Annotated in this window: 23 protein-coding genes; 10 read left to right on the top strand and 13 right to left on the bottom strand. The window is 68.5% G+C overall.

The window, feature by feature from the left end; genetic code table 11:
• Positions 1-7: 7 nt before the first annotated feature.
• The 4 genes from ACIBVP_RS21905 to ACIBVP_RS21890 form a co-directional block, all read right to left on the bottom strand.
• On the bottom strand, positions 8-1,045 hold the full coding sequence (locus ACIBVP_RS21905) for an aldo/keto reductase (RefSeq protein WP_396108053.1): 1,038 nt from the start codon (positions 1,043-1,045) through the stop codon (positions 8-10).
• A gap of 18 nt (positions 1,046-1,063) precedes the next feature.
• Positions 1,064-3,208, bottom strand: a complete 2,145-nt coding sequence (locus ACIBVP_RS21900) for a B12-binding domain-containing radical SAM protein (protein ID WP_396108052.1) — start codon at positions 3,206-3,208, stop codon at positions 1,064-1,066.
• Between the two features lie 870 nt (positions 3,209-4,078).
• Positions 4,079-4,342: a DUF1883 domain-containing protein gene (locus ACIBVP_RS21895; protein WP_396108051.1), complete on the bottom strand. Its 264-nt coding sequence runs from the start codon at positions 4,340-4,342 to the stop codon at positions 4,079-4,081.
• Between the two features lie 157 nt (positions 4,343-4,499).
• Complete coding sequence (locus ACIBVP_RS21890; protein WP_396108050.1) at positions 4,500-5,363, bottom strand: hypothetical protein; 864 nt, start codon at positions 5,361-5,363, stop codon at positions 4,500-4,502.
• Between the two features lie 166 nt (positions 5,364-5,529).
• Between ACIBVP_RS21890 and ACIBVP_RS21885 the strand changes: the two genes are divergently transcribed.
• Positions 5,530-6,174, top strand: coding sequence for an HAD family hydrolase (locus ACIBVP_RS21885; RefSeq protein ID WP_396108049.1), 645 nt, complete (start codon positions 5,530-5,532; stop codon positions 6,172-6,174).
• Between the two features lie 18 nt (positions 6,175-6,192).
• Here the strand turns inward: ACIBVP_RS21885 and ACIBVP_RS21880 are convergent, their stop codons facing one another.
• Positions 6,193-7,464 carry a helix-turn-helix domain-containing protein gene (locus ACIBVP_RS21880; protein ID WP_396108048.1) on the bottom strand — a complete coding sequence of 424 codons (1,272 nt, stop codon included), beginning with the start codon at positions 7,462-7,464 and terminating at the stop codon, positions 6,193-6,195.
• 441 nt (positions 7,465-7,905) lie between these two features.
• Between ACIBVP_RS21880 and ACIBVP_RS21875 the strand changes: the two genes are divergently transcribed.
• The 7 genes from ACIBVP_RS21875 to ACIBVP_RS21845 all read left to right on the top strand — a co-directional run bounded on the left by ACIBVP_RS21875 (position 7,906) and on the right by ACIBVP_RS21845 (position 13,202).
• The gene (locus ACIBVP_RS21875; RefSeq protein WP_396108047.1) at positions 7,906-8,391 is read left to right on the top strand and encodes a 6-pyruvoyl trahydropterin synthase family protein; all 486 of its coding nucleotides are present in this window, start codon (positions 7,906-7,908) and stop codon (positions 8,389-8,391) included.
• Between the two features lie 8 nt (positions 8,392-8,399).
• Complete coding sequence (locus tag ACIBVP_RS21870; protein ID WP_396108046.1) at positions 8,400-9,107, top strand: 7-carboxy-7-deazaguanine synthase QueE; 708 nt, start codon at positions 8,400-8,402, stop codon at positions 9,105-9,107.
• 137 nt (positions 9,108-9,244) lie between these two features.
• A complete protein-coding gene (locus ACIBVP_RS21865) occupies positions 9,245-9,652 on the top strand; it encodes an NUDIX domain-containing protein (RefSeq protein ID WP_396108045.1) in 408 nt (135 codons plus the stop codon).
• A gap of 85 nt (positions 9,653-9,737) precedes the next feature.
• Entirely contained in the window at positions 9,738-10,607 is an 870-nt protein-coding gene (locus ACIBVP_RS21860) for an inositol monophosphatase family protein (RefSeq protein WP_396108044.1), read from the top strand.
• On the top strand, positions 10,604-10,912 hold the full coding sequence (locus ACIBVP_RS21855) for a hypothetical protein (RefSeq protein ID WP_396108043.1): 309 nt from the start codon (positions 10,604-10,606) through the stop codon (positions 10,910-10,912). Before ACIBVP_RS21860 ends, ACIBVP_RS21855 begins: the two co-directional genes overlap by 4 nt.
• A gap of 59 nt (positions 10,913-10,971) precedes the next feature.
• Complete coding sequence (locus ACIBVP_RS21850; RefSeq protein WP_396108042.1) at positions 10,972-12,204, top strand: hypothetical protein; 1,233 nt, start codon at positions 10,972-10,974, stop codon at positions 12,202-12,204.
• Between the two features lie 83 nt (positions 12,205-12,287).
• Complete coding sequence (locus ACIBVP_RS21845) at positions 12,288-13,202, top strand: hypothetical protein (protein ID WP_396108041.1); 915 nt, start codon at positions 12,288-12,290, stop codon at positions 13,200-13,202.
• A gap of 201 nt (positions 13,203-13,403) precedes the next feature.
• Here ACIBVP_RS21845 and ACIBVP_RS21840 read toward each other — a convergent pair whose 3' ends face one another.
• The 8 genes from ACIBVP_RS21840 to ACIBVP_RS21805 form a co-directional block, all read right to left on the bottom strand.
• Positions 13,404-13,802 carry an RNA polymerase-binding protein RbpA gene (locus tag ACIBVP_RS21840; protein WP_396108039.1) on the bottom strand — a complete coding sequence of 133 codons (399 nt, stop codon included), beginning with the start codon at positions 13,800-13,802 and terminating at the stop codon, positions 13,404-13,406.
• A gap of 65 nt (positions 13,803-13,867) precedes the next feature.
• Positions 13,868-14,083, bottom strand: coding sequence for a helix-turn-helix domain-containing protein (locus ACIBVP_RS21835; protein ID WP_396108038.1), 216 nt, complete (start codon positions 14,081-14,083; stop codon positions 13,868-13,870).
• Positions 14,084-14,109: 26 nt separating this feature from the next.
• Complete coding sequence (locus ACIBVP_RS21830; protein WP_396108037.1) at positions 14,110-16,233, bottom strand: NB-ARC domain-containing protein; 2,124 nt, start codon at positions 16,231-16,233, stop codon at positions 14,110-14,112.
• Complete coding sequence (locus ACIBVP_RS21825) at positions 16,230-17,063, bottom strand: SAM-dependent methyltransferase (RefSeq protein ID WP_396108035.1); 834 nt, start codon at positions 17,061-17,063, stop codon at positions 16,230-16,232. The genes ACIBVP_RS21830 and ACIBVP_RS21825 overlap by 4 nt, the downstream gene beginning before the upstream one ends.
• A 441-nt stretch (positions 17,064-17,504) precedes the next feature.
• Positions 17,505-18,380, bottom strand: a complete 876-nt coding sequence (locus tag ACIBVP_RS21820; protein WP_396108034.1) for a sterol desaturase family protein — start codon at positions 18,378-18,380, stop codon at positions 17,505-17,507.
• Between the two features lie 84 nt (positions 18,381-18,464).
• A complete protein-coding gene (locus tag ACIBVP_RS21815) occupies positions 18,465-19,235 on the bottom strand; it encodes a helix-turn-helix transcriptional regulator (RefSeq protein ID WP_396108033.1) in 771 nt (256 codons plus the stop codon).
• 2 nt (positions 19,236-19,237) lie between these two features.
• On the bottom strand, positions 19,238-19,864 hold the full coding sequence (locus ACIBVP_RS21810; RefSeq protein ID WP_396108168.1) for a methyltransferase family protein: 627 nt from the start codon (positions 19,862-19,864) through the stop codon (positions 19,238-19,240).
• Positions 19,864-20,496, bottom strand: a complete 633-nt coding sequence (locus tag ACIBVP_RS21805) for a class I SAM-dependent methyltransferase (RefSeq protein ID WP_396108032.1) — start codon at positions 20,494-20,496, stop codon at positions 19,864-19,866. The genes ACIBVP_RS21810 and ACIBVP_RS21805 overlap by 1 nt, the downstream gene beginning before the upstream one ends.
• Positions 20,497-20,546: 50 nt before the next feature.
• Here ACIBVP_RS21805 and ACIBVP_RS21800 point away from each other — a divergent pair, with 50 nt between their 5' ends.
• A complete protein-coding gene (locus ACIBVP_RS21800) occupies positions 20,547-20,957 on the top strand; it encodes an ArsR/SmtB family transcription factor (protein ID WP_396108167.1) in 411 nt (136 codons plus the stop codon).
• Positions 20,954-22,918 (top strand): heavy metal translocating P-type ATPase, encoded by a 1,965-nt coding sequence (locus ACIBVP_RS21795; protein ID WP_396108031.1) that lies wholly within the window; start codon positions 20,954-20,956, stop codon positions 22,916-22,918. Before ACIBVP_RS21800 ends, ACIBVP_RS21795 begins: the two co-directional genes overlap by 4 nt.
• The last annotated feature ends 5 nt before the right edge of the window (positions 22,919-22,923 follow it).

Below are 22,923 nucleotides of genomic sequence, written 5' to 3'. Positions count from 1 at the left end.
CCTTTCGTCAGTTGGTTGATGGATGAAGGAGCGCCCGGATCTCGGTGATCTCATCGTCGCTGAGTGGGTCACCGAGACAGGTCAGGGTGGTGTGGATCTGGTCAGCATCGCGGAAGCCGACCAGGACAGCGGCATCGGGGGCGTGCTGTAGGACGTACCTCAACGCGACACGGGCCAGATCGGCCGGTCGGGCACCGTACCGTTCGCGTAGTGGCGCCAGTCGAGCATGCACGTGCCGCCGATTCTCTTCGGTGAACATCGGATCGGCGTGCCGGTGATCGCTGCCGCTGAATGTCGCCAGGAGCTGCTGGCCGCTGCGGAGGAACAGTCCTTGGCCGAGGGCCTGCTTGATCAAGACACCGACGCCCTGGCTGAGGGCGAAGGCGAAGATGTCGGTCTCGCCGTCGGCATACAGCGGGCTCAGGAGGTTATAGCGAGTAGTGATCACGTCGGGCTGGATCTCGTGGAACAGGGACAGCCAGCGAGCGGTCTTGTGCGCCTCGGGGTGATCGGTGGTGGCCCACTGTTCGGCGAAGGTGTGCGGTGCTCGCATCCCGATCGCCCGGATGAAACCCTGCTCTCGCAAGTCCTGCATCACGTCGATGGCGCTGGCCAGGTACTGGTCATCGTCTCCGAAGTCATCGCTGTGCAGGAAGTAGACGTCGAGGTGATCGGTTGCGAGGTTGTCCAGGGTCGTGGCGAACTGGCGTCGCATGTGCGCCGGGTCGTACGGGTGGCGGGCGGTGCCGGCGAAGTAGCCGACCTTGCTCGAGATCACCAGCTCGTCGCGGCGCACCTCGCGAAGCAGGCGCCCGAGCAACCGCTCTGACCGGCCAAGCCCGTAGACATCGGCCGTGTCGTACAGGGTGACGCCCAGTTCGTGCGCGCGAACGAGCCCCGCGTACGCACGATCGGGATGAACGTCGTCCCAGCCGGTCGGCACGCCTCGGTTGGTCGCCGGGCCGCCGATGGTCCAGCAGCCTGCGCCGATCACGGACACCTCGGCGTGGAGGCCGGGGAGAACTCGCCGTTCCAGGGTGGGCAAGGCAGTACTCCTTCCGTCTCAGGTGCCGCAGGGATCGGCGACGTTGATCAAATTCCATGTGGAGGTCGTTCTCCACACGTCGTGCTCGCGTTCGAGCACCGTGCCGTGCTGGGGTGGTAGATCGTCGAGCAGGGCCGTGACGGCAGGTTCCAGCTCGGCGTGCAGGTCATGGATCATCGCGTCCGCGATCGCCTGACAGCTCGCGTCCAGTTCGGTGTGATCGTCGGCGAGGGCATCGGTGCGTCCCAGCGCCTCGATCATCCTGCCGAGCAGCAGGTAGGCGGCGTTCTTCAGAAGTCCGCGCACGCGGCGCACCACCTGGTACAAGTGGCCGTCAAGGATCTTCTCCAGGCTCTTCAGCGTGTAATCGAGCGCGAAGTTCCGATCGATCCACAACTGCGACCAGTGCGACAACACCCCGATGCGCCAGTCCTGGAATCGGGCCTCCACTCGTCCCATCGATGGGTCGGCGAGTCCGGTCAGACCGGCAGCTTCAGCCTTCCGTGTGTACGCGGCTCCGATCAGGCATTCCATCGACACGAGCATGTAGGAGATGCCGGTGTAGAACGGGCGGCCCGTGGTGTGCTCGGCCACCCACTGCTCGTCCCGCACGCCGTCGACGATCTCCTCAACGTTGAGGTTGGGCTGGGGTCGGAGGAGCAGGTCGGTGCGTCCCTGGAAAGCATGGGTTTGTCGCAGCTCGGCCTCGGTCATGAGCTGGTCGAAGGTGATGTAGGTGAACCGGGGTGGCACGCCCAGCGCGGTGAGCGTGCGAATGGCGAGGGCGTTCTGTTCGCCGGTGGTCTCCTTGTTGAACCGGTCCAGGATCGAGGTGACCCCGGACTCGACGCCGAACAAGCAACGGCGCAGCCTCCGCTCGACCAGGCCGCGCCACAAGTGACCACGTTCGATGTGCCAGTTCCGATCCCGGTCGAGCCGCACCACCTGGTCAACTCGGCAGCTCGTCTCCCATGCGAACCCAGCCTCTGCGAGCGTGTCCGCGACGGTCAGGGCGCGGCCGACGGCGTCATCGCCACGCCCGATGAACTCCTCGTCGACCAGGTACAGCGTTCGGCTCAGCTCCGGATGACGGTCGAAGACGGCGTTCATCTCACTCAAGATCCACGGCAGCGCCTCGGGGGCCGCGCCTGCCCACTGCCCCTTGTGACCGCGTGGGCAGAAGCTGCAGAAGTTCGTGCATCCCCTGCTGGATTCGAGCTGGGCGACGCCGTTGTGTCGGAACGTGCGATCCAGCAGATCCAGCTCGGGCCACATGTCGGTCTGAATGCGGTTTGCGACGGTGGCTGTGTGCCGTACCCGGCCGATCGACATCGTGCCCGGTCCACGGGCGGCGCCGCGGTACCCCGCTCCACGGACCTGGTCGAGCGTCAGGTCTCCGTGCCAGTGCGCGAGCACGTCGGCGATGGTCGGCTCGCCCGCGCCCCGGCCGATGAGCAGATCTGGGTAGCGCCCCAGCAGCATCCGTTCGTTGCGCACGGTCAGGCTGCCGCCGGCCACCACGAGCGGCGGGTGGTCGAGGCGGGTTACCTCGTCCAGGAGCTGGGTCATCAGGTCGTGTTGGCCGAAGGTCGCGGACACACCGAGCACGTCGATCTCACCCGAGGTGATGCGGGCGAGGATGTCGTCCAGGCTGATGCCGAGTTGCATGTCCATCAGCTCGACTCGACCCATCAGCGTCGCCCGCGCCGCGCGGGCGAGGTCGCTGATGGCCAGCGGGAACCGCGGCAGCGGAAAGTACTCGCGGTGATAGAGCGAGGTCAGGAGCAGGCGGGGACGCAGCAGCCTGTAGCGCCCTTCAGCGGTGATGACCGCGGGGGAAAGCCATTCGTCGGGATCCGCGAGTTGCAGGTGGGCTTGCGCCCAACCAGGCCAGGCTCGGGTTGAGTGCGGCTGGCCGGAGAGGTCGGCAGCGGTCCAGGACTCGCCGTCCTCCTGTTCGATCAACACCAACCGCCGGTCCAATGTGCCGGTCACGACGACAGTCCGCTGATCACCAAACGTGTCCGCGAGCGCGTGGTGGACAGCGGCTGGCTCGGTCAACGGGACGGAACCCAGTGGAGTGTTCGGTGAAGGCGTCGTCCCGGTGACATGGCCAACGGCGTGGACCAACCGTTCGTGCGCGGATAAGGCCAACGTGCGCATCGCATCCTCCAGCAACAGGGCTGTGGGCAGGGGTGATCGCCGGGTGCGGGTCAGGCATCCGGTCGAGCGCTTGAAGCAAGAGCGGGGAAGGCGGCACGTCGGGCCGCTTCCCCCGGCTTGTTAGGGAGCCGCCAGCGTCGCCACGCTGGTTCGATCGACGGTTGGGGCGTGCCGACCTGTCATCGTCGACGAGCGAACGTTCTCGCCGACCAGGTACTCATGCGCAGTCGTCCAGACCGAGCAAGGACGCGTCCCTCTGCGCGACCACCACCTGCTCGGGCACCGAGGACACCGTCCGCTCGCGTCGGGCTCATGCTGTTCCAGCAGAACCCGCCACGCCGTCGTCATCCGCGTGATCTCCGTCGTAGCGAGTGACGCGCGGGAGCGCTCGTCGCCTTCGGTAGCCAGCAGGTCGAGATGGTCCAGGCGATCCAACACAGCCTCGCGCAGCGAGGAGCGGGTAGCCGAATCAGCTTTCCCGCTGAGCATCACAGGCGTCTCCATTGCTCTGGGGTAGTCACGCACCGATACCTGTAGACAACCGTCAGCACGGATGGGTGACCAGAGCGGGCATGCGGCTAGCGGGCGGCGTCGATGAGGCGTCGGCCATCCTGACGAGCGAGGACGCGATCCTGGCGACTGCGATAGAACGCTCCGGTTCTGGCACCCGAACGGTCGGGCTTTACCCGACTGGCCTTCAAGACCGAGTTCTGGCCCCACCTCGTCGCCGACGATGGCCGGCCCGCTCATCGGCAGGTCAACGTCGTACGTCCTCGCCGACGGCGGCGGGTGCTCTACGTCGACCGGCGCCTCGACGTCGACGAGACTGGCAACGATTGAGGAGAGCAAAGCGCCCTGGTGGCGGCGCGGTCAGTCGAAGATCTGGGTGAACTGGACCCTGATCCGCCGGGGGTTGCTGTCGACGACGAGGTACCAATGGTCGTCGTAGGGCACCTCCAGGACGACGGGGCTGACGTCGTAGAAGTCGCCGTGGTACTCGTACTCGTCGCCGTCGAGATACGCCTGGTAGTGGTCGACGTCCATGAGGCAGACTCTGGCGGTCGAGCCGCGCAGCTCCACCTCGAAGCGGGCGCCGCCTGCGAGAGATCCGAGGTCCCAGTAGAGGTGCTCCACACGCTATTGGTAGCGGATCACGCACTGGGGCAGGAAGCCGGTGAGGCCAAGACCCGCCGGACACGTATCCGTTTCACCAGGGTGGGGCCACTACCCCTTCCCCAGGTAGGGCCCTAACTCTCATAACCAACCTTCATCGCGGAGGCTGGCGACGTCGTCAACCGGGAAGTGGAAGTCCTGCCGTCCGCCAGGGCCTGGTCAACAGCACGCTGGTATCGGAGTCGAGTCGTCCGGCGAACGCCTGTGAGGCAGCCGCACCCCACAGCGCGTTGACGACAGATGGGTCGGTTGGGGACTCGCCGACGGCTTCCTCGGCGGCTGGAACGGTCTCCCAGTACAGAGAACGGGCACGCAGCGGGAATCCCCACGCGATCGCTGCCTCGGTGACCGCGTGATATGCCCCTTCCCAGCGTCGCCCGTCGATTTCCGCGCACACCTGGCCCATCCGACGCACAACCCGTGTCGGTGTGGCTTCGGCATGGCGTAGGACTCGCAGCGCGGCCTGGGTGTGGGGACCGTAGGCGTCAGTGGCGGTGAACCGCGAGGGCAGACAGACCCGCCGCCAGGGTGCGGTGAGCAGTTCGTAGTCGGCGATTCCCGCCTGGTCACCTCCCGCTGCGGCGATCGCAAGCCCGGCGTCGAACACGGGCAGGACCACCTTGTGCCAGCCGGAATGTTCCGGTGGTGCCTGCTGAGCCAGCAGGTAGGGGTGGTGCAGCACGGTGATCGGGTCGTCGAGTTCGGCGGGCATCGGCAGACCGAAGGTGTCTTTCCATCGGATCCACCGTGACGCGAGCCGTCCGGCCAGCTCGGGGTTGCTGATCCGCGCGATGATTCGGTCCCGGACGGCCTGGCGCTCGGCGGCGCGTTCCTCGGCGAGTGAACCCATGTGGGTGATCTGCTCGAAGGTCAGGTTCGCAATGGTGACATCGAGCTGTCGCCATTGCTCGCCACGCGGGTGCTGGGCCAGCAGCGCGCGTCCCAGGTCGTCACGACCGCTGCCCGGACCGGAGGTGCTCATCGGTTCAGGATGGCAGCTCGGTCCGTGTGTGTCGGTGCAGGCTCCGCGTCTGGCGTGGCAACCACGCCCCCGACCCGCCCGGCTCCCGCGGTAGGGAGGCAGCAGGCTACGCGGGCTGGAGGGCCCTCTGTCGCGTCGCGTTCGTGAGTGACGTAGGAGTAGGAGCATGGTGACCGCCGTGGTGTTCGACGTGGGTGAGACGTTGCTGGACGACTCGCGGGAGTGGGGCGCATGGGCCGACTGGATTGGCGTCTCACGTCATGTCTTCTCCACCGTGCTCGGCGCGGTCACCGCGGCGGGCCGGGACAACGCCGAGACCTTCCAGTACTTCCGCCCCGGCTTCGACGTCGCCCGTGAGCGGCAGTTGCGTGAAGAGGCTGGCCGGGGCGAGCAGATCGACGACAGCGATCTGTACCCCGACGCCCGTCCCGCCCTGGCACAACTGCGTGAACGGGGGCTGTGGGTCGGAATCGCCGGGAACCAGACCGCCCGCGCGGCCGAGCTGTTGCGCGCGCTGGACCTGCCGGTCGACAAGATCGCGACCTCGGGCGAGTGGGGTGTCGCTAAACCGTCGCTCGACTTCTTCGCCCGCGTTGCCGACATGGTGCCCGATGGGCCGGGCGAGACGGTGTACGTGGGTGATCATCGGGACAACGACGTGGTGGCGGCGAAGGCAGCCGGGTTCCGTACGGCCTTGATTCGGCGAGGCCCGTGGGGGTACCTGTGGGCCGACGATCCGCTGGTACGTCGCGACGCTGACTGGGTGATCAACTCCCTCGACGACCTGGCGGACCTGCTTGCTCCGCGCTGACCAGCGCGCTGCCGACGGTCAGCGGGCGCGAGCCCAGGCGGCGAGGTCCAGCAGGCCGGAACTGGGCGCGCTGTGGGTACGCAGCAGGGCCGACAGCGACTGGCGAACCTGCGGGTGCGTCCGGGTGTGCTCGGGCGCGGCCTGGCGGGCGGCCTGCAGACACAGGTAGGCATCCTCGTGGTGGCCGAGAGCGAGCAGGGCACGGGCCAGTTCGATGTAGTAGTGGGAGCGACGCTCGGCGGGAAGCTCGCTGGGCGGGTGCCAGGTCGCCGCACGTTCGATGCCCAGAGGGTCGCGCAGCTCGACGGCGACGGCGAGTTCATGGATGCGCAGCGAGGCGGGACCGAACGCCGTGCCCTGGTAGATCCCCTCGGGCACGGCGGCTGCGGCGTGGCGAGCTTCGCGCAGGTGATCGGCGGCGAGGTCGGCCTTGCCCGCCCGGCCGGCCACAACCGCGGCGCGCATGTGCAGCGCGCCGAACGCTGCCGAGGACGAGGCCGTGCCGAGCACGGGAACCTGATCGGCGGCAAGTTCGAGAGCACGAGCGGCGGTGTCCAGATCGCCGGTGGCGAAGAAGGTCTCGGTGCGCACGTATGCCACGGCGGCGAGCAGCAGCGGGTCCTCCGCGATCTGCGCGGCCGAGCGCATCAGGTCAATGAGCCGGGCGGACAAGTCGAGGTAGCCGAACTTGAACGCCACTCCGTCAGCCGCGCGCAGCGCCAGGGTCAGCAGGGCGGCGGCCTGGCGTCGGTCAGCAGCGTCGCCAAGCTGGCCAGCGCGGGCGAGTTCGGCGATGAGCTCGGGGAGGCGGCGGGCGAGACTGCCGTAACGAGACTGCAGCCGATCGTCGCTGGCGCGGACAATCTCGCCACGTAGGTCGGCCGGGGACCTGGTGGGCCCGTCATCTGGCAAGTCGAGGCGGTCGAGTGCGCGGCGCAGGCGCGGGATGGCGGCGTGGATGACGTCCACCTCGGGCACCGGTCCATCCACGTGGGTGTCCTGGGCGGCTGGGGCCGGCACAGGGCTCGTCTGGGATGGGACAAGGGCGGAGGTGCCGACCGGGGCGGCGGGGTGCCGGAGAGTCTGGCGCAGCAGATCGTCGAGTTCCTCGAGCGAAACGCGCAGCGCTGCGGCGAGGCCGCGCCGCTGCCAGGGCTGCGGCGACTGGACGCCGCGTTCCCAGCGGCCGATGGTGGTGCGTTCGACCTTCAGTGTGGTGGCGAGGTGTTCCTGGGTGTAACCGGCGGCTTCGCGGGCGGCAGCGAGGGGGCTGAGCGGCCGTGCTGCCATCGCTTGTCCCTCCTTCGGTCCCTCCGTAGCGCACAGTACCGGGCGGTTTCCGCAGCGTATGGAGGGTGCCGCCGCATCGCCGCCTCATGACCAGGCCGTAACCGACCGCGGACCATGCACTGAGCCGATGTTGACGGCAGCGCTTTACCCCATCCGGGGATTTCCGCACACGGGGGCGGATGAAATGCGCTGGTCAGCCCACACGTCGCCCCGTTGACGCCTCGTCCTCGCCACACGGCCGCTCTGGTGATCGTCACGGGTAGCGCCGTTGACTGGTCGGCAGGGCCTGCGGTGGGCGACCCCCGACCGTCCACCGCAGGCCCAACCAATCGGTCATCCCCCCGAGGCTGCGGAAAGTGAGCCTGTTTCGGTGCACATGTGCGAGGTGGAGCCAGCGCGTTCGTCCGCGCCTGCCAGTTGGTCGAGCACGGGGATCCGCTGATGCCGCACAAGATCACCGTCGAGCACTCGTTCGAGTCCGGCCATCGCCTGCCGCATCTGGGTGGCAAGTGCGTCAGCTTGCACGGTCACTCCTGGTCCGTGGCGGTGACCGTAAGCGCACCGGAACTGAGCCCCGAGGTAACCGTCGTCGAGTTCGGGGCGTTGAAGGTCGGGCTGCGACGGTGGATCGACGAGCACCTCGACCACGCCACGATGCTCGGTGCCCACGATCGGCTGATCGCCCCGCTGGTCGCCGAGGGCAACCGGGTGTTCCGCTTCGGCGTCGAGCGCCCGGCCGACGACGCGGAGCAGTTCGGATACGGGCTGCCGTGGCCCACGGTCGAGGCCGTGGCAGTGCTGCTGGGCCGCGTCGCCGAGAGCGCATTGGCCGGCCTTGCCCGTGCCGACGGCGCCTGGGTCGAGCGGGTCGTGGTTCGCGAGACCCGGTTGAACACCGCCGTCTACGAGCCCCCGGCATCGCGATGAGAACTGTCATGCCGAAGGCCAGCGCGACCTTGGTGGTCAACGAACTGTTCGGTCCAACCTTTCAGGGCGAAGGGACCAGCCAGGGACGACTCGCGCGGTTCCTGCGCTTGTTCGGCTGTCACCTGTCATGTGAGTGGTGCGATACACCGCAGACCTGGGACCGTCGGCGGCACGACGTGGCCGCTGAGCAGCGGCACCTCGGTGTCGCCGACGTTCTGGACTGGTTGGCCGACGGCCCGAGCGGGTTGCTTGTGATCACTGGTGGTGAACCGCTGCTGCAGCAGCAGGCCCTGGAGCCCCTTCTCACGGCGATCAATGACGCCGGGCTTTCCACCGAGATCGAAGTGGAGACCTCCGGGACCGTCGCCCCCACTCCGGCGATAGTCGACGCAGTCACCCGCTTCACGGTCTCACCGAAGCTGGCGAACTCGAACCTGCTTGCCCGGCAACGGATTCGACCTGCTGTACTGCGGCAGTTCGTGCTGTCGGGCAAGGCGAGCTGGAAGTTCGTCGTCCAATGCCCAGAGCAGCTGGCCGAGGTCGGGGACCTGGCAGCGGGATATCAGCTCGACCCCGTGTGGATCATGCCGGAAGGCACTGACAGCACCACGGTCCTGGATCGGATGCGGCTGCTGGCCGACCCGGTGCTCGCCCGAGGCTGGAACCTGACTTCACGGCTGCACATCCTGCTGTGGGAGAACGCCCGTGCTCGCTGATCCCCCGGCACCCAGCGACACGTTGCAAGAGCACACAACTCTGCCTCGGCGCATTGCGTCGACCCCTCATGTCCACCAACCTTGAAGGCACCACGATGAACCACCCGGCCACGCCCGCTCTCGGTCCACTCGTCGCCGTGTACGGCCTCGTCGGAAGCGACGAGCGGCTCCTCGTTGTCCGGGACCGGGACGCAACCGCCTTCCGGCTGCCCGGCGGCCTTGTGCGGCCCGGCGAGTCCGTCGAGAGCGCGCTGCGGCGGACGCTGCGAGAGCAGATCGACGTCGGCGTCGGCCAGGTGGATTTCTGTGCCGCCGTGGAACTGTGCGACCACGCCGCACCGCAGGGTCCTGCGGTCTACGAGCTGGCGCTGCTGTTCGACGTGACCCTCGCGGATCCCGATGCTGCGTGGACAAGCGAACACGAAATGCGGTGGGTCACCGACGATGACCTCCAGCAGATCAAGCTGCGCCCGGCAAAGATCACGGACCAGTTGCGCAGCGGGGCGTTGACGGCCGAGCGCCCGTGGTGGCCCAGCCGGCCGTGACCCGGCTGCCCACTCGTTGCATGTATCAGATCCCAGACCTGCTCCACCTGCGTGAGCCGTGTTTGCCGGAACAACCAAGGGAACCATGCTGTCGGCACCCGACCTCACCACCGCGCTACCCGCGGCCCAAGACGCGATTGACCACGCTGTCGAGTACGTGCTGAGCCACCGACCGCGCACCATCAGATACAAGGGCGATCGCGACCCAGTGTCCGAAGTAGACGAGAGTGTCGAGCACCTTGTCCACCAACGCTTAATCGCCAACGAGCATTCCGAGATCGGGTTCCTGGGCGAGGAAACCGGTGCGGTAGGCAACTCCCACACCTACTGGGTTCTCGATCCCATCGACGGCACGATCAACCATCACCATGGCAGCCCGCTCTGCGCCATCGCCCTCGGCCTCGTGCACGACCACCAGCCGATCCTCGGCGTCACCGCGCTGCCCTTCCTCGGCCACCGCTACTGGGCAGCGAACGGCCACGGCGCCTACCGCGACGGCGAACCGATCACCGTCTCGGCGACGGAGACGCTCAACCGGGCCTTGATCGGATTCAGCGACTACGGCAGCGGCCCGGACACGGGCCTGCGCGATGTGCTCTGCGCCGCCGTGGACCGCGAAATCACCGCACGAGCACAAGGGCTTCGCCGCTACGGCTCCTCGGCTCTGGACCTCGTGTGGGTCGCCGACGGCACCCTGGACGCCTGCGTCCTGCTCGGCAACAGGACCTGGGACACCGCCGCCGGAGCCGTCATCGCTCGCGAGGCTGGTGCTCTCGTCCTGGACGCCGACTCCAGTCCTCACTCCACCCGTTCCCGCTGTGCGATCGCCATGACACCGGGACTGCGCGAGGAGTTGCTGCCGCTGCTCCGAGTCCTCCGCGGCACCCGCTTCTGGCTCGACGACAGCGAGCGCGAAGCCGTCGGCGGTCCACCCCGAACCGGTGAACAACAGTGACCGCCCCGGACAGTCAGGCGAGCGCAATGGTGATCCTGCCGACCCAGCGCCGCTCGTCGGAACTCTTCGAGCAGCCGTCGAACCGGCCGCGCAGCGATGTCACGCCACGCCACGCCGATGACGGTCCACTCACCGAGTACCTCCCCAGCTTCGGGCATCTACCAGACACAGGGCCACCCGCTCGCCCACTGGATCTCGACGGGGAGCGGGCCGCCGCGCTGACGGCCGCCCTGGAAGGACAGCGGCCCGACGGCGAGCATCTGGCCCTGCTCGACCGCGTCCTGCGCGGCCTGCGTCGCCTCTGACAGAGACGGATCTCCATGACCACCACCGACCGCACGTCAAAGGACGGGAGGACCGTGTCGTGATCGCCTCCGCGGGCGGCCTGGCGCCGTGGATCGCACCACGAGCAACCGAACTACCCGACCTGCGCATCCAGATGAGCGAGCAGGTACTACGCCAGCCGCACAGCGACGAGTTCGCCATGCGCATCATCGCCGGCAGCAGCCCGCTCGTCCCGACCATGGTCGGCCCTCCGAAGGAGACGGCCGCCATAGGCATCGTGGCCGGGTTGCTCGTTGCCCGCAGCGAACAACGGCGGTTGAGCGACGCTCAGCTGTACTGGGTGGACGAGGACATGACCTCGCTGGCGCTCGCGGCAGCCGCCACGCCGTCGGCAGAACCAGTCAGGGCCCGCCGGATGCCGGCCGAATCGGGACTGATGCTGTTCGCCCATCCCATCGGCGGCCACGACATCGACCTCGCCACGGCGATGTCCGGCCCGTGGTCCACCGCGGCCCCAGACCTCGGTCACGAACTGCGAATGACGTTCCCCGTCGTGGCCGTGTCCTGGTCGCGCTGGAGCCCAACCGACCTCGACCTCGACGGCGCGCCTGGCAAGATTCGTTGGACGCCGAGAAAGCCCGACGGTGCCGCACCGCTGCCGCGTGATTTTGAAGGCGCCTGGCTGACCTTCTGGACCACAGACAACAAGGGCTGGGACGCTCTCCCCCCTGATCAACCCGTCACCATCGAAAAGAACACCGGCAAGCCCGTCACCGCTGGTGATATGGCCGCACGTGAGGCTCGCGCCGGAATAGCGAAGTTGCGGACCTACGACGAACTGATCTTGCAATTCGGCCAGCCCTTGCCTCAACCCGAGCCTGACACCAGCAGCCAGTGGGCACACGTGGTCTACACCGCCTGGCAGCTGATGGGCCAGACCGGCAACGCCCAGCTCACCGACACCGAAACCCTGTCCCGCACGCGACACGGACACAAGCGCGACCAGCGCGCCAAGGTCACCGGGCCCGGCAGCGTGCAACTGGTCCGAGTGCACACCCGGCACCGGCCCTCCGCGCAAGCCAGCGCCGAGGACGCGGCGGCCTCCCACGGCCGCCGCGCACCCCAGTGGACCCGCCGCTGGCCGGTCCGCCCCTACCGCCGCAACACCTGCCTCAACCCGCGTGCCCACGCCGAAGGCGGCTGCGAACACGAGGAACGGGTGGTGCCCGCCCACATCAAGGGACCGGCGGACAAGCCCCTCGTCACCGGCAGCCGAGTGCATGTGTGGGACACCCCGCCCCCTGAAGCGTGAGGCATCCACCGCCCGCAGCACCGCCCCTCTAGGACCTGCCGTACCGCGAAACACCGTCCGCCGCGCCTGCTTGGGGAACCAACATGCCATCCCTGCCCTATGGCCCTGACGACGACACCGCCGCCGAGATATACGTGCGTGAGGCGCTGCGCCGGTCGCAGCGCGGTAACTGGAGCGCTCTGCTGGCCGACGACCGTGTCCTGCAGACCTACAGGGTGTTACGGCTTATCGAGTCCGGCGCGGTCCAAAAGCACGTCCATCACCATGATGCGATCAAGTGCGCTGAGATAGATCGGGACGCGGGCTTGATCAGCGCGGCGCGGTACGCCGAGATGTATCGGGAGTTCGCGGACTGGCGCAAGCGCGCAGTCTTGTTCGACAGCGTTCTGCGGCAGTACCTCGACATGGCGACCGAACGGGTTCGGGTGATTCGCGGGGACGCGGTCGTGGAGTCGCTGCGTCACGTGCTGCTGACGTTGGCGATGGCCGTCGAGGAGCACCAGGAAGCGCACGCCGGGGAGGAGTCGCTTGCTGACACCGCGCTGTGGGCAAGGCTGCGCTTGCTTCCCTGGCCGACGGCCGCGGGCGCCGAGCAGCACGTCCTCGCCAACGCCGTGGCAGCTGAACGTGCCCGCCGAGGATCCGCGCGCCGGATGAGCGACGACGTCATCCAGTTCGAGGGCTCGCCGGTCTTTGGGGAAACGGTGGACGTCGCCGACCTGCTCCTCGAAGTCACCGACCACGCCCGGCCCGCATGCTCCCGGACGGAGCTGGTCGAGCTGTGGAAACAACGGACCCCGGATCTGCTGGACTCCGGCGCATCCGAGGACATGCATTGCCTGCGCGAGGCCCTGCTGTTCCTGGAAAGTCTCGACATGATCGCCCGTGTTTCCGACGAGTCGAGCACCGAGGTCGTAGTCACCGACCGGGCCAGGCTCGCGGAGCTACGCCGGCGATGGGACGAGAAACACTTCGGGCTAGATGACCTCAATCACTGAAGGGCTGGCGGCCGTGGTCGTCATGCTCGGCGTAGTGGTGGCGGCATTGCTCCGTTGATGAGCGGTTGGCCGGTATGCGCCCGCCGCGCCGCGAGCACATACCGACCAACAAGCCGATGATGGATGGCTGGTGCCTTGCAGAGATGTCGCCACAGCAATTGCTCGGTCGCTGACGAACCGGGACGGCACCTCAGTGCGAAGTCATGACTCGAATCGAAAGCCGTAGGTCCGATCTCCGATCGTGACACGACCGTACGGCGTGCGGCGCTGTTGCCGGATTCCCGCGAGGGCTTGATCGACAAGGTCCTCCAGGTCGGCGAGGCTGCGGCGTTCCAGGAGCATGACGTAGTGCGTGCGCGGGGGTTTGCCCTTCGGCGCTTGCCAGTCTGACGGGTCGTCAATGCGAGGACAGTGTTCGACGCCGTGTTGCCGGCATACCCAAACTGCAGGGACCTTGGCGTTGGTCGCGAACGGCACCGTGAATTCGTGTCGCTTAGGGCAGGCGAAGCGGATCTCCACGCGGGGAGCCGGTCGGGCATTGCGATCCGGTTCGGTGATCGGGGTTTTGAGGCGGTATCCCCTCAAGACCCGTTTGGGCATCGTGATCTCCGCTCGCGTGGTGGGTGTGCTGCCGTCGCGAGCCTTCTCACGCCCGCTTCGCCGGGCTACGTTGCCTTGGTTCGATGGACGCCGCCGCGCGAGCGCAGCGTGACCCCGGACTCGGACAGGACGCGGTGCACGAAGCCGTACGAGCGGCCAGTCGACTCCGCCAATGCGCGGATGCTGGCACCCTTCTCGTACTTCTTCTTCATCTCGGCCGCTATCTTGTCGCGCGCGGCCCCGGTGATGCGGCGTCCTTTGCTGGTGGTCCGTGCTGCCATCAGGGCGGTTTCCCTTTCGACTGGGTTCAGGCGGTCGGCTGGTCGGAGTCGAGGGCGGCGCGCAGAGCGATGACGGCGGTCTTGCCCTTGTCGGCGCCAGGCCCTGCGGCGGTGTAATGGTTGATGGCCTCGTCGTAGTGGCGACGGGCCTCGGCGATGTCGCCCAGCGCGACGTGGACTTGGCCCAGCGCGGTGCACAGGTCGGCGAGGTAGCCGATCGAGCCGTAGTCGCGGACGGCCTGCTCGATCACGGTCAGCTCGGATAGTGCTTCGAAAGGCTGCTCGTTCAGCGTCAATGCCCGTGCCAGGTGCAGGACGGTGCGGGCGTGGCCGATGTGATCGCCGATGCCGGCGAACATGTTGGCCGCGAGCCGCAGGTGGTGGCCTGCGAGCTTGGCGTCGGTGCTCTTGGGGTGCAGGGCCGTTTCGCCGAGGCGGCGATGCCGCAGCGCGACGCTGCGGCCGTCGTGCATGTCCTCGGCGATCGTCAGTGAACGCTCCAAATCCGCGCGGGCGGCGTGGGGATCGTCGGCCTTAAGGTACGCGCGGGCGCGCGTGGACAACGCGCCCGACTCCAGCCACGGGTCACCCACCTCGGTGGCGCGCTGCACGGCGACGGTGCAGATGGTGATCGCAGCCTCGTGGTGCCCCAGGTTGGTCTCGCCGAAGCCTTGCCGGGTACGGCAGACGATCTCCAAGATGTGCCCGGCGTCGGCGGCAGCGTTGGCTCCGAGAAACTGGGACTGCACGAGCTCCGCAGCGGTGTAGTTGGGCCGCAACGGGTTCCACAACACCTCACCAAACTGGTACACCAATTCGGACCAGCCGCAGTCGTCGGCAACCGTTTGTGCGGCAAGAAGATTGGCCCGTTCGAGTTCGACCCAGTCCAGAGCTGCCTTGGTATCGGGGAATATGCCGGTGTCCAGGTCGGTGTAGACGGGACTGAACCGGCGTGGGAACGGATTGATCACCTTGTCGGCCGCTGCGGTGCGCCGCAGGTACCACTCGATGATCCGGCGGCGTATCGCGAGCCGCGCTTCCTCATCGTCCTGATCGGCCAGGGCCCGCACGTGGTGACGCACGACGTCGTGCAGCCGGTAGCGCTCGTCCCTGGTCTCGGTGACGAAGTTGCCCTCCAGCAGCCGCCCGAGTCCCTGCTCGACATCGGCAACCGGCACGTCGAGCCCGGCGGCGAGCGGATCGGCGGTGAACTCGGCGCCGGGGTGCTCGGCGAGGCTGCGGTAGAGCCGGGCGGTGGCGGTGTCGAGGTCCTCGTAGCTCATCTGAAGCACTCCTTCAACGGGCAGGGCATGGGCCTGCAGCGGCGAACTCTGGCCTGGCGGGTGGTGGTTGAGGCGGGTCAGCAGGCGTGCCGGGTCGCGGCGGGGGTGCGCGGCAAGGTGTGCCCCGGCCATGGTCAGAGCGAGGGGATGCCCATGGCAGCGGGCGGCCAGCGCGTGCAGCATGTCGGCGCCAACGGGCTGGCGGTCCTCGTCGAGGAGTCCGGCCAGCAGCACGGCCCCGGTGGGCGTGGGGAAGCAGTCGAGGTCGATGTGGCGGAACCCGGCCACGGCCAGCGGAGCGAGTCGGTGACGGCTGGTTACCAGGATCGTGCCGCGTGCTGCTGCGGGGACCAGCGGCTGGACCTGCTCGGTCGAACGGGCGTTGTCGACCAGGACAGCGAGTGTCCTGTCCGAGGTCATCGTCCGGTACAGCGCGGTCAGTTCCGCCAGATCACCGGGCACCTCGTCTGCGGAAAGCCCGAGGGCGCGCAGCCACCCGGCGAGAACCTGCCGGGTGGTCGGCGGCGTGTGACCGCTCCAGCCGTTCAGGTCGACGTGCAGCACGCCGTCGCGAAAGTGCTCTCGGTGCCGATCGAGCCAACGCACCGCCAGCCCGGTCTTGCCCACCCCGGCCAACCCGGTCACCACCACACGGACCGGTTCTGCCGCGGCAAGCAAGGTGTCCAAACGCTCGAGTTCGACGGTGCGGTCGACCCACGTGCGCACGGGCGGCGGAAGCTGGCGCGGCACGGGCACCCGTGTGCTGGGGGCCTGCATGACGATCGTGTCGGCCGTGACCGTACGGGCTTGGAGTACGGCGCCGACCACGGTGCCTTCAACACTGTTGACTTGCTCGGCCCCGCTCACGCCAGCCCCGAGCGCTCATCCCGGTGATCGGCCATCACGGCGTGGCCCAACGAGCGCTCCGGCGAGGGCAGCGACAGGCTGTCCGGTCGCCACCAGGCGAGCGGCACCACCCCATCGGGATGCGGCAGCCACGGTCCGAGCAAGTCGGTGAGCTGCTGCTCGCTGCGGTGAATCAGGGTGATCCCGGCCTCGGAAAAGCAGCCTTGGACCGCATCGGACAGCTCGAGTCCGAGTGCTTCGCGGCTCGCGTGCGAGACGGCCAGCAGTGAACCGGGTGCCAGTCGTTCGTGGTACTCGGTCAGCACCTCTGCGGGGTCATCGGCTGCTGGCAGGCAGTGCAGCACCGCCCCGGCCAGCACACCGACCGGTCGGCTCAGGTCTAGCAGTCGTGCGGTCACGGCGTGGTCGAGGACTTCGTCCACCTGTCGTAGGTCGGCTTGGACCACCCCGGTCCGCGGGTCGTCCTTCGCGACGATGAGCTCAAGACCGGCGACGACCACGGGGTCGCGGTCGACGTACAGCACCTTGGCGTCGGGTTGCTGGGCCTGCACGAGGTCGTGCACGGGCCGAATACTGCATACCCCTGCCCCGAGATCGAGGAACTGGTCGATCCCCGCCGTGATCATGAGTGCCAACGCCCGCCGCAGGAACGCGCGGTTCTCGAGGGCGAAACGGCCATAGCCGGGTACCAGGGCCGCGACTTTCTCGGCCACAGTGCGGTCGGCGGCGAAGTTGCGCCCGCCGCCGAGGAAGTAGTCGAAGATCCGGGAGAGCGACGGTGTGTCGGCATCGACCTGCGGCCTGAGATCCGACGCGTCCTGTGGCGTCACCCTTCACCCTGACCTTCCCCGCCTGGCCCGTCCGACGAGCCCAACTTGCTGGACGCCTGATGGCTATCGACCGGTCGGATCGAAGGTTCGCAATGTCGGTGGCTCCGGCGTGCGATCGACCCTCGGTCATGCGTTGCGATTAGACCTTCGGTCTCGAGATCTGGACCAGAGCGGCCACAGGGCGCCCGTGAGGCGTCCATGAGGCGGCAACCCACCTGAGCACTGCTCCTCATGCTCGGAACGGTCCACCCGAACGGGTGAAACCGGTCTGCTTGGAGATACAGCACATTCCCCCTTGCAGCAGCCAGACAATGTCGCTCGTCAGGACACAGCAGCGCGCAGAGGAGGAGCCTTTCGTCGGTCAGCACGCCCACAGCCTTGTAGCGTTGGTCCTTGCGCTCAGCCTCTCTGCGGCAACTGCATTCACCCGGACGACAGCTGTCAGCGCGGTGCCGGATCCGTCTTGTGCTCGGCCAGGGTTTTCCGTTCTGGTTCGTCGGCTGCGCAACCACCGCTGGAACGGAAGGGCTCGGCGAGCTGGGCGAGGTAGCCGTTGGGGTAGTGCGGTTTTGCCGCCATGCCGAGGTCGTCGCTGCTGAACCGGCGTTCGGGGTCGTAGGAGTAGGTGCCGAGCACGTGGTCCCAGAGCAGAGTGAACAGTCCGAAGTTGACGTCTCCGATGCCGGCCCATTTCAGGTGGTGGAACCGGTGGGCCTGGTTGAGCGCGAGCATGACGCGCAGACGACCGACCCGGTAGTCCACATTGGAGTGCTGGAGGAGGAGTTGGACGGCGACGCAGAGGGCGAGTGCGTAGGCGACATTGGTTGGTAGGCCGAGCAGGACCAGGGGTGCTACTCCGGCGGCGGTTTCGAGGGTTTGGTGGAGTGGGTGTTTCATCAGGCCGTTGAAGCCGTAGGCGCGTTTGACGCTGTGGTGCACCGCGTGCAGCCGCCACAGGGCCGGGACTTTGTGGCTGGCCAGGTGGACCAGCGTGATGCCGAGATCAGCCACGAGGACGGCGGCGAACACCTGCAGCACGAACGGCCAGTCGTGAGGCCAGACACCGTCGATCGAGGCGACTGCGGTGAGCACGGGCAGGGCGGCGACGCTGGCGAGGGTGAGGGTTTCGTTCACCGCGGCGTGGGCGGCGTCGCGCCGGTCGTCGTCGTGTGGGGTGTTCCAGTCCTCGCGGTAGGGCAGGACGCGTTCGGCGGCGAAGGATGCGGCGATGGCGAGCAGCAGTAGGCCGAGCAGCCAGAGTTTGGGGCCGCTGGAGGCGGCGATGGCGATGCCGGTGCCATTGATGGCCAGGAGCATGAACGGCACGTAGCCGTACCGGACGAGCGTTTTCATGCGGTTGAGCCTGCGGTCCGGCCACCCGTTCCACCTTGAACAGACTCGCTAACCCCTCTGCGGCACCGGTTGGTGCCAGTGCACGGTGCGAGCCAGGAGTGAGGGGGCGAGGCCGAACATCTCGTGGCAGACGCGGGTGAGGTGGGCGCTGTCGGCGAACCCGGCGGCGTGCGCGGCGTCGGTGAGTGTCGAACCGTGCCGAGCGTGGTCGATCGCCCGCTGCAGGCGTGTCCAGCGGACGTAGGCACGGAACGGGAGGCCGAGTTCGTCGCTGAACAGGTGACCGAGCCGGCTGGCCGAGATACCGACTACCGCAGCGAGCTGTCCGAGGTGGACAGAGTGGTCAAGCATGGTCGGCAGCACAGCGACCGCTTGCCCCAGCGCTGGGTGCAACGGCACCTGGTCAGGCGTGTCCGCATCGGCGAGCGTGCCGAGAACCTGGTGAATCACCCCGCTCGGGGTGCTGTCGGCCGGGAGGCCGTTGTCGAGCAGTGGCTGCGCCGCCGCAGCCCACGCGGCGACGGAGTCGATGGGCAGCCCGGTGCGCCGCACCCGTGCGGTCAATGCCTGGCCGAGCAGCCCGTCGGTCTCGATCCATGCCAGCAGCCCCGTCGACCCGCCGACCATCTCGTGTTCCGAGCCGGACGGAATGACCGCCACGCGAGCATGCCATTCAGTGCCGGACTCGTCGCGCAGCCGCACCGGCTCGCCGGGTGCGAGCACGAGTTGCACCGCGGCGTGTCGGTGCCGATGCGCGACGCCGACCTGGCCGGCGTAGATCAACCTGCCGGGCCGGAGAGCCACTGTTCCCCGCCACATCGTCAACTCCCGCGAGGGCGGTCGGCCCGCAGGCGCCCGATGCCGGGAAGGAAGCGGCCGACGCGCGAGGCAAAGTCGGTGTACGCGCCGCCGTGGACACTGCGGAGGTAGGGCTCTTCGACCAAGCGCACCTGAATCTCGATTCCGATGAGCGTGATCGCCAGGCCGGCGATCGCCACGGGGTTGGGCACCATCAACGCCAAGCCCAGGAACACGATGGCCGCGGCGGTGAAGACCGGGTTGCGCACCAGCCGGAACGGACCCGTGGTCACCAGCGGGGTGCGTTCGGTCTGATCGACCCCGATCCGCCAGGACGCTCCCAACGCCAACTGGGAACCGAAGGTCGCGAGGACGCCGAATATCGCGAGCACCATGCCCACACCGCGCACAACCGGGTGGTCCACGACGGCAAGCGGCGGCACGCCGGCCAGCGTGGCGACCGGCGCGCCGAGCCCCACCGTCAGGTAGCCGAGGTCGGCTATGGCGAGTCCCCACCATTCCAGTGAGCCGCGTGCCGCCCAGGTGCGCCGGTTGCCGGTATCGCCGGTGCGGCGGCGTTGGATCAGCGTCCGCACACCACCGGCGAGCAGCATGAAGACGACGAACAGGGCCAGCGCGACGACGGCCATCACCCGTCACTCCCTGCCAGCACCGGCTTGGCGGCCACCCCGAGCAGGTAGTCACCGCGGATTCGGGTGACGGAGCCGAGCACCACGAGGCCGTGGTGGGCCAGTTCGTCGAGGAACTGCTCGGCGGTGAACCGGTCCTCGGTGGGGTGGTCGAACAGCCGCTGGTAGATGGGGCGGGCCAGGGCGTGGGCGGTGACCTCCTCGAAGTAGAACCGCCCGCCCGGTGTGAGGACCCTGGCGACCTCGGCGATGGCGGCGCGCCAGTCCGGGATGTGGTGGACGATCGCGAAGTCGAACACCGCGTCATAGCCGCCGTCGTCGGCGTTCAGCGCGGCGCGCAGGTCGGTCGCGCTGCCTTGTGCGAGCCGGACCCGGTCTCGGTGGTGAGCGAGGCGTCGGCTGGCGCGTTCGATCATTGCCGGGTCCAGGTCCACGGCGTCCACGCTGCCGGCGCCGAACCGCTCCAGCACCAGCTGAGTTCCGTAGCCGGAGCCGCAGCCGATCTCCAGTGCCCGCGCCTCTGGGAGCAACCGGCCGCCGAACCGCAGCAGCACCTGGGTCTCGTAGAAGCGCTGCAGCCAGCGCCGGGGCGGGGAGTTCACCAGCGCGGTCTCGGTCTTGTTCATCAACATCGGTCCACCTCGATTGCATCCGACCTGACTGCTATCATCGCCGTGTGACGATGAATAGCACGGATGGATGCCTCGCGTCGAGCGTGGGCGCGGGCTTGGACCCGGCGGTGGCGCTGTTCCACAGCCTCTCCGACGCCACCCGGTTGGCGATCGTGCAGCGCCTGGCCTGCGGGGAGGCGCGGGTCGCCGACCTGGTGGCCGAGCTGGGGATGGCGCAGTCCACGGTCTCGGCGCACGTCGCCTGTCTGCGCGATTGCGCGCTGGTGGTGGGCCGCCCGCAGGGCCGGCAGGTGTTCTACAGCCTCGCCCGCCCGGAGCTGATGGACCTGCTGGCCTCGGCGGAGACGCTGCTGGCCGCGACCGGCAACGCGGTGGCGCTATGCCCGAACTACGGCACCGACGCCCCGACCAATGCGGATCAGGACAGCGCGATTCAGGACAGCAAGGAGAGTGCGCGATGAGCGACGCGTGCGGCTGCGGCCACGACGAACCCGTGGGCGAGGAGGCCGAGGAGCACGAGCCGGAACGGCTGTGGCAAGTCAAGGAACTCCAGTTCGCGGCGATCTCCGGGGTGTTCCTGCTCGCCGCGCTGATCGCCGGCTGGGCCGGCGCGCCACGCCCTGTGGAGCTGGTGCTGGAGGTGGCGGCGTTGCTGGCCGGCGCCTACACCTTCGTCCCCTCCACGCTCAAGCGGCTGGTCAAGGGCAAGATCGGGGTCGGCACCCTGATGACCATCGCCGCGGTCGGCGCGGTCATCCTCGGCGAGGTCGGCGAGGCCGCGATGTTGGCCTTCCTGTTCTCCATCAGCGAGGGTCTGGAGGAATACTCCCTCGCGCGCACCCGCCGCGGGCTGCGTGCCCTGCTGTCCCTGGTGCCCGAGCAGGCCACCGTGCTGCGCGACGGCACCGAGATCGTTGTTGCGCCCTCGGAGTTGCGGGTCGGCGACCGGATGCTGGTCAAGCCCGGCGAGCGGGTCGCCACCGACGGGATCATCCGCGACGGCCGCACCGCGCTGGACGTCTCGGCGATCACCGGCGAGTCCGTCCCGGTCGAGGCTGGTCCCGGTAGCGAGGTGTTCGCCGGGTCGATCAACGGCACCGGCGTGCTCGACGTCGAGGTCACCACCACCGCCGAGGACAACTCCCTCGCGCGGATCGTGCGGATCGTCGAAGCTGAGCAGGCCCGCAAGGGCGCCTCCCAGCGACTGGCCGATCGCATCGCCAAGCCGTTGGTGCCCGGCATCATGATCGCCGCCGCGCTGATCGCCGTGGTCGGCAGCCTGCTCGGCAACCCGGTCATCTGGATCGAGCGTGCCCTGGTCGTGCTCGTCGCCGCCTCACCGTGCGCGCTGGCGATCTCCGTCCCCGTGGCCGTGGTGGCCGCGGTTGGTGCGGCCAGCAAGCTCGGTGTGCTGGTCAAGGGCGGCGCCGCGCTGGAGGCCCTCGGCGCGGTCCGCGGGGTGGCGTTGGACAAGACCGGCACCCTCACCGCGAACCGGCCCGCCGTCATCGACGTCGCCACCACCAACGGCGCCAGCCGCGAGGAGGTCCTGCACCTGGCCGCGGCGCTGGAGGCCCGCAGCGAACACCCTCTTGCCCGTGCGATCCTCGCCGCTGTCGACGAGGTCACCCCGGCCTCGGACGTGGAGGCAGTCACCGGTGCCGGGCTCACCGGCCGCCTGGACGGACGGACCCTGCGGTTGGGTCGCCCCGGTTGGCTCGACGCCGGTCCACTGGCCGCGAATGTGGAGCGGATGCAGCAGGCCGGCGCGACCGCGGTGCTGGTCGAGCAGGACGGCCAGGTCGTCGGGGCGATCGCGGTCCGCGACGAGCTGCGGCCGGAAGCCGCCGAGGTCGTGGCCCAGCTCCGCCGGGACGGCTACCACGTCGCGATGCTCACCGGCGACAACCACGCCACCGCCAGCGCGCTCGCCAAGGACGTCGGGATCGAGGACGTGCACGCCGAACTCCGCCCGGAGGACAAGGCCCGCCTGATCGAAAAGCTCCGCGGCCAGCGCGCCACGGCGATGGTGGGCGACGGGGTCAACGACGCACCCGCCCTGGCCACCGCCGACCTGGGCATCGCCATGGGCGCGATGGGCACCGACGTGGCGATCGAGACCGCCGACGTCGCGCTCATGGGCGAGGACCTGCGGCACCTGCCACAGGCGTTCACCCACGCCCGCCGCGCCCGCCGGATCATGCTGCAGAACGTCGGCCTGTCCCTTGGGCTGATCATCGCGTTGATGCCGCTGGCGCTGTTCGGCGTGCTCGGGCTGGCCGCGGTGGTGCTGGTGCACGAGCTGGCCGAGGTCGTCGTCATCGCTAACGGCGTCCGCGCCGGCCGCACCAAGCCCCTGCAAACCACTGGCAGCAGCAGTCAGCCGGCGTTGACGCCGACCGCGGTGGGTGCCTCCTCGTGACCACC

It is taken from the genome of Actinophytocola sp. NPDC049390, assembly GCF_044466355.1.
Classification (GTDB): domain Bacteria; phylum Actinomycetota; class Actinomycetes; order Mycobacteriales; family Pseudonocardiaceae; genus Actinophytocola.
This window is presented reverse-complemented; position numbering and strand designations above follow the sequence as displayed.